A 276-nucleotide genomic window follows, 5' to 3' on the forward strand; every position below is an offset into this window, starting at 1 on the left:
CGGCGTGTGGGTGGAACCGGAGATGGTCAGCGCCGACAGCGACCTTTACCGGCGGCGTCCCGAGTGGGTGCTGCACCTGCCCGACCGCTCGGCCACCGAGCTGCGCCACCAGCTCGTCCTGGACTTCTCCCGGCCCGAGGTGGCGGACTGGGCGTACGAGTGGCTGCGCGACACGGTCGACGGCAACGGCGTCGACTTCCTCAAGTGGGACTTCAACCGGTCCTTCACGGAAGCGGGCGTCTACGGGGGCGGCCGGGACGCGCGGAGGGTGTACAC

General features: G+C 70.7%; 1 protein-coding gene. It reads left to right on the forward strand.

Translation table 11 applies throughout. The annotated features are described in order from the left end of the window. On the forward strand, positions 1-276 hold a 276-nt coding region (locus ACSNOK_RS34125; protein WP_436784614.1), incomplete at both ends, for an alpha-galactosidase.

Origin of the sequence: Streptomyces sp. URMC 126 (genome assembly GCF_051386555.1) — a bacterium.
Classification (GTDB): domain Bacteria; phylum Actinomycetota; class Actinomycetes; order Streptomycetales; family Streptomycetaceae; genus Streptomyces.